The sequence below is a fragment of the Pyramidobacter piscolens W5455 genome (assembly GCF_000177335.1).
GTDB classification, from domain to species: domain Bacteria; phylum Synergistota; class Synergistia; order Synergistales; family Dethiosulfovibrionaceae; genus Pyramidobacter; species Pyramidobacter piscolens.
In genome coordinates, this window is the sequence record NZ_ADFP01000008.1 from 1 (window position 1) to 5,386 (window position 5,386).

The 5,386-nt window shown below is 56.1% G+C and carries 4 protein-coding genes and 6 tRNA genes; all 10 read left to right on the top strand.

The genetic code is table 11. The features are described from left to right. The first annotated feature begins 66 nt into the window (after positions 1-66). The 10 genes from HMPREF7215_RS00340 to HMPREF7215_RS12200 all read left to right on the top strand — a co-directional run bounded on the left by HMPREF7215_RS00340 (position 67) and on the right by HMPREF7215_RS12200 (position 4,959). Positions 67-142: transfer RNA gene (locus HMPREF7215_RS00340), tRNA-Ala, on the top strand. Positions 143-155: 13 nt separating this feature from the next. After that, a tRNA-Pro gene (locus HMPREF7215_RS00345) sits at positions 156-233 on the top strand. Positions 234-248: 15 nt separating this feature from the next. Next, positions 249-324: transfer RNA gene (locus HMPREF7215_RS00350), tRNA-Gly, on the top strand. Positions 325-332: 8 nt separating this feature from the next. After that, a tRNA-Arg gene (locus HMPREF7215_RS00355) sits at positions 333-409 on the top strand. Between the two features lie 31 nt (positions 410-440). Further along, positions 441-517 (top strand) — tRNA-His (locus HMPREF7215_RS00360). Positions 518-526: 9 nt separating this feature from the next. Continuing rightward, a tRNA-Lys gene (locus HMPREF7215_RS00365) sits at positions 527-602 on the top strand. A 606-nt stretch (positions 603-1,208) separates the two neighbouring features. Further along, on the top strand, positions 1,209-1,874 hold the full coding sequence (locus HMPREF7215_RS12990) for a hypothetical protein (RefSeq protein WP_156797370.1): 666 nt from the start codon (positions 1,209-1,211) through the stop codon (positions 1,872-1,874). Further along, complete coding sequence (locus HMPREF7215_RS00370; protein ID WP_009163555.1) at positions 1,871-2,128, top strand: helix-turn-helix domain-containing protein; 258 nt, start codon at positions 1,871-1,873, stop codon at positions 2,126-2,128. Before HMPREF7215_RS12990 ends, HMPREF7215_RS00370 begins: the two co-directional genes overlap by 4 nt. Further along, positions 2,118-4,577: an AAA family ATPase gene (locus HMPREF7215_RS00375; RefSeq protein ID WP_009163556.1), complete on the top strand. Its 2,460-nt coding sequence runs from the start codon at positions 2,118-2,120 to the stop codon at positions 4,575-4,577. Before HMPREF7215_RS00370 ends, HMPREF7215_RS00375 begins: the two co-directional genes overlap by 11 nt. Next, on the top strand, positions 4,570-4,959 hold the full coding sequence (locus HMPREF7215_RS12200) for a hypothetical protein (RefSeq protein ID WP_009163557.1): 390 nt from the start codon (positions 4,570-4,572) through the stop codon (positions 4,957-4,959). Before HMPREF7215_RS00375 ends, HMPREF7215_RS12200 begins: the two co-directional genes overlap by 8 nt. Positions 4,960-5,386 lie beyond the last annotated feature (427 nt).

The following is a 5,386-nucleotide window of genomic DNA, read 5'->3' on the forward strand; positions in this document are numbered from 1 at the left end:
GTATCTCAAAAATCCCCCCTTGACAAGAACAGCCTTTGAGTCTAGAATGCAACCTGTTGGTTCTGAGGGGCTGTGGCGCAGTTGGGAGCGCGATTCGTTCGCAACGAATAGGTCGAGGGTTCGAATCCCTTCAGCTCCACCATATTCTCTCAATTCGGGGTGTAGCGCAGTCTGGTTAGCGCACCTGCTTTGGGAGCAGGGGGTCGAAGGTTCGAATCCTTTCACCCCGACCAGTGGATGAGGTTTGTGCGGAAATAGCTCAATTGGTAGAGCACTAGCCTTCCAAGCTGGGGGTTGCGGGTTCGAGTCCCGTTTTCCGCTCCAATTACCGTGCGCCGGTAGCTCAGTTGGATAGAGCAACGGCCTTCTAAGCCGTGGGCCACGGGTTCGAATCCTGTCCGGCGCGCCATTTTCATCCGCGCAGTTCGCAAGGCAAGATGGTGGGTGTAGCTCAGTTGGTTAGAGCGGAGGATTGTGGATCCTCAGGTCGAGAGTTCGAATCTCTTTACCCACCCCAATTTTATAAGGATCGTTAGCTCAACTGGCAGAGCATCTGACTCTTAATCAGAGGGTTACAGGTTCAAGTCCTGTACGATCCACCAAATTCAGTAAATTCAAGGCGTCGAAGCATTCCGTGTATATCATTCACGGTATTCGCTTCGGCGCTTTTTTCGTGTGAATCGGTTGCTGCTGGGAAGCCGAACGTGTATTTCTCGTTGTAAACATTCCTGTGTTGCACCTTGAGTCTCTACATTTAATAAAAATTATATTTTTCTGACTATCCATTACTCACCTCCTTGATCCGTATGATTACTCATGTTACCACAAAGAGGGAGATTTATGGAGTGCCTTATTTAGTGGAAAACTCTTGCGAAATTGCTCTATATATGGTATAAAAGTACGAAAGAGAGGTGAGTGAAAAATGTTGACAGTGGCAGGGTTCGAACGTATGCGGCGCGACATTTCAGTGAAGGCGGTCTCAGAGCAGGCGGGCATTGACGCGGCACGGTACAGGAATTTTGAGAGGGGGATAGGAGTCGCTACTTGACCAATGATGAATTGCTGGGCGTATCTGCGTGCATCGGTGTACCGCGCGACATGATTGCCGACGACAGGGGCGCGCCGCGTATGCTGGCGTGAGGACAAAAAAAGACCGTTCGCCGGGCGAGATTCCGGGAACGGTCGTAAGACTGGAGGAGATGAACACCTTGTACTTCAATTATAACACAAAAGCGAATTATTCTGTGAATTTGGATTTTGATCTCAAAGGCAATGGTTATGTTAGTTTTGATATGGAGATTTCTAATCGTCAGCGGAAAGTGCTGATAGAAAGAATTTGTTCCAGCGCTGCTGAGGATGTTATTTACGGCCTCTGTGAAGAAGCGGAGTCACGTCTGGACGACGAAGAGCTAGAGTATATAAAAGACCAGTGCCCTGGATGGAATGTTGTATATGATAAAGTATTTAATGCTGTTTCTTGTTATGCACAAGAAGAGCGTCGAAAAGAAAGTTCTTGGCGCGCAAACTGCAAAGGGATTTTACGTGCCGCTAGGAGAAAAAAAGTGTGCTATAACGTAGAACGTCGAGGCCGGAGGGCGAGGTTAAGGTCTCAGTGTAACTCTCGTTCGTCTTTCGTGGCCGCGTCTTCCCATGCCGGTTCCGATTCCGGAAGCGACGATGGCGGCGGTTCAGACGATGGAGACGGACAATCTGATTCGCATCATGTAGGCACCGGCCACGAGGCCCGTGTCGATTTCGGCGTAGACTCTCAACAGAATAAAAGTATCGAGAAACCGGGCATTGCCGCGCGAAGTGACGCGTTGGCGGTGGCTGGATTTTTTGTACCCTCTGAACGGGCGGAGGTGGCGGCATGACGGCGCAGAAAGACAGAGGAAACATCAAGATGCAGAACACGCAGCGCCGGATCGTGCTGGCCGCTCTGCTTCAGGGTGAAGTGTTCGACCGCGAGCACATCTTCTCCTGCGGCAAGGTATACGAGCTGGCCGCGCGAATCTGCGAACTACGGAAAGCGGGCTGGCCGATCCTGACCGTGAAGCACGAGGACTGGAAGCTGGCCAGGTACATGCTGATCGGCGCGAGGAAGGAGGCGGCGGGCAATGAACGATAGACAGAGAGACATGAATGAATCATGGTTCGAGAAACACGTCGGGCCTCGCGTCGGGAAGCTAAGGAGAAGCGACGACGAGCTGCTCATGTGCTCGCCGCTGCGGAAAGAGCACAATCCTTCCTTTACGGTTAGCCTTGAAAAAGGTTGCTGGCACGATCTGGGTACCAACGAAGGCGGCACGCTGACAGAACTTGCCGGCCGTCTGGGCGTTCCCGCGCCGGAATACGCGGGCGGCGGGGCTTCTTCCTCGAGGAAAGAACAGGACGCCAAAGCCGCAGCGGCGGAGGGGGAAAAGATCGAGGCGGCCCGTGCCGTGTGGGAGATGGCGACGGAGAAAGACGTGCAGAGCCATGAATACCTGAAGGCCAAGCAAATCGATGCAACGGGCCTTGATCTGCGGGTACTTTCCTTTAGCGGCCCCGATGTACCGAAGCCGTACCAGAAGATCCCCCGCCGCGGGCAGCTGGTCGTTCCCGTGAGGGACGCGAAAACGAATCAGCTTGTCGGCGTGGAAATGATCGACTGCTTCAAGACTGACGGCAAATGGGGCAAGCGCGACCTTGGCGTTAAAGAGGCCGGGTACTGGGAAGCCGGGGCATGCTCCAAAAAGGACGCTCCGATCGTCTTCTGCGAGGGCATGGCCACTGCGGCAACGGTAAAGCGCTTTGTCGGCGACTCTGCGCGCACAATCTGCTGTTTCGGGGCGGGCAACGTGCCAGTCGTGGCGGCGGCTTTCTCTTCGAGGTTCCCGGGCAGGGAGATCGTCATCGCCACCGACGCTGGCGAAGCTGGAGAAGACGCCTACAATGCCGTGCGGCTGGGCGAGGCGAAGGAGCGTGGACGGGGGCATAAGGATGGCGTCCTGCGCCCCGCCATTCCCGACGCCCTGAAAGCCATTCCCCAAGGGGAGAATAACATCGACTGGAACGACGCTGTTCTCGCCAGGGGCTTCGAGGCCGCCCGCACGGAGTTTGAGAAGCGCCTGAAGCTGTCGCGGATGCTGCGCAAGATGCAGTCTTCGGAAGCGACGCGGAACAAACCAGAGTTTATCAGCGCGGCCGCGCTCATGGCTACAAGATTCGAAGCCAAGAAGTGGGCGGTCGAAGGACTTGTCCCTTCGGGGCTGACCGTGCTCGCCTCGATCGCCAAGAAGGGCAAGAGTTGGCTCGTTCTGCAAATGGGCGCGGCGGTCGCGGCTGGAAAGCCCTTCCTTGGCATGAAAACGATGCAGGGGGCTGTGCTCTATGCGGCCCTGGAAGACACTCAAGCACGTTTGAAAGAGCGGCTCCAACTGCTCTACCCTACGGGTGGCGTCCCCTCTGTCATGAGCTTCACAACAACTTTCCCACGCCTCGACGCCGGAGGGCTTGAGTTACTGCTGGAATGGATCGTTGAAAACAAGCCTTCGCTCGTAGTTATCGACGTCTGGAACAAGGTGAAGCCAACGGGCACGGATAAGGCGCTGAACGCCTATGAGGCCGACTACAAGGCTGTGGGGCCGCTGAAAGCGCTGGCCGACATGACGGATACGCCAATCCTTCTCGTTCACCACCTGAAAAAGGGCGGCGCGGCAAACGGCGAGATGCTGGAAGGGTTGTCCGGTTCCATGGGCTTGCCGAGTGCCGCGGATGCGATCCTCGCCCTGAAGCGTGAAGGGCAGAACGAAACGGCTACGATCGAGCGGACGGGGCGAGATCTGGACTGTACCGACGATATCCCTATCCGTTGGACGAAGCCCGCGGGCTGGCGTCTCTCCACGCCGGAGGAGATCTACAAAGAACGCCGCGAAAAAGAAACCGGCACAGCGAGGGCCATCTTCGACGCTCTGGAAGAAAGCGGCGCGCCGTTGTCGCCCAAGCAGATCGCGGAAGCGGCAGACGTGGGCGAGAGTACCCTCAGAAGCGCTCTGAAGCGTCTCAAGGATGCGGGGCAGCTCCAGCGGTTCAGCGACGGCAGGTACTACCTTGTAGGGGAAGACCGCCTGTACTGCGAAGAGAAAAAAGGCCCCCCTATAAAAGAAGAAGATAATAATAATTTATCTATATCTTTTTCTTTTAGAGATAAGAATAGTGTTTTTTCTGCAACGCCTGCAACGCTTGCAACGGACGCAACGGGGCTTGAAAACGGGGTAGCGTTGCATTGTAACGGTCTTGCAACGGAGCTTGCAACGACCACAAATTCAGTAATATCAATGGACGAGGCCAAAACCGTTGCAGCGTTGCAGGCGTTGCAGGAAAACAATGTTTTTTTGAGTGAATACGAAAAAACGGGACTTGTCCTGCAAAAATTTTCCGCCCTTATTTCTTCCCTCGCGGAAAAGGCGGGATGCCCGCCCGAAGTTGTTCGCCAGGCGTTGCTGGATCAGTTCGGAGAGCGGGCAAACTTTTGCAGGGATCGTGTGACGATTTCACCGCCCGACCTATGGCTGGAGGGTGAGACGGATGACTGAGCAGCAGCGCGACGCCCTCAAGCTGACTGTTGCGGAGGAGATCAGCCGCCGGACGGGCGAGGAATACTTCTTCGAGTACCGCTTCGCCCGGCCTGACCGGCTCTGGCGAAGTGACGTCGCATGGCCGCGCGTGCGCGTCGCTTTGGAGATCCAGGGCGGAAACTGGACGCACGGGCGGCATTGCCGGCCTTCGGCCATGCAGAGCGAGTACGACAAGCAGAACGGCTACGCTTCCCGCTCGTGGCTCTGCTTCTACTCCGACTGGGCGCAGATGAAGAAGCCGGAGCTGGCAGATATGATCGTTAGCACGATCCAGCGCCGCAAGGGCGTAGAGAATGAGAACGGAGGCGTTCAGGGTGAGCTATTTCGCAGTGAGAGATAGAGAGACGGTCATCTGGCACGGCGCGGCACGAGACCGCCTTGGCGCACTGGACAAAGCCGCGGCGGAGCGGGGGCTTGTATCGTACCGCTGGGCCTTCGATCATGATCCCGGCGTCTTTAACGTAAGAAGCTGGCAGGCCGTAGAAACGGGCCTCTCCGAGTTTGCCGTCGTATACAGAGACGAGAGAGGCCGCGAAACGGAGGTGCTGCGGGGCGTGGCGAACGATCGAGCGGACGCTATGCGGCTGATCCGGGAAGTGCCGCCTGAGTGTTCTTCCCCTCGCGGAAGGCTCGCTGTGCGGAAGTGTGGATAAATGCATTACATCAGTTTGATTTTTTACATAAACGGGGAGGTGAGGCTATGGGAAACAAACCGAAAGGCGTGAAGAAGCCGCGCCCCAAGCCGGGTATGCCGCAGAAGCTGACGA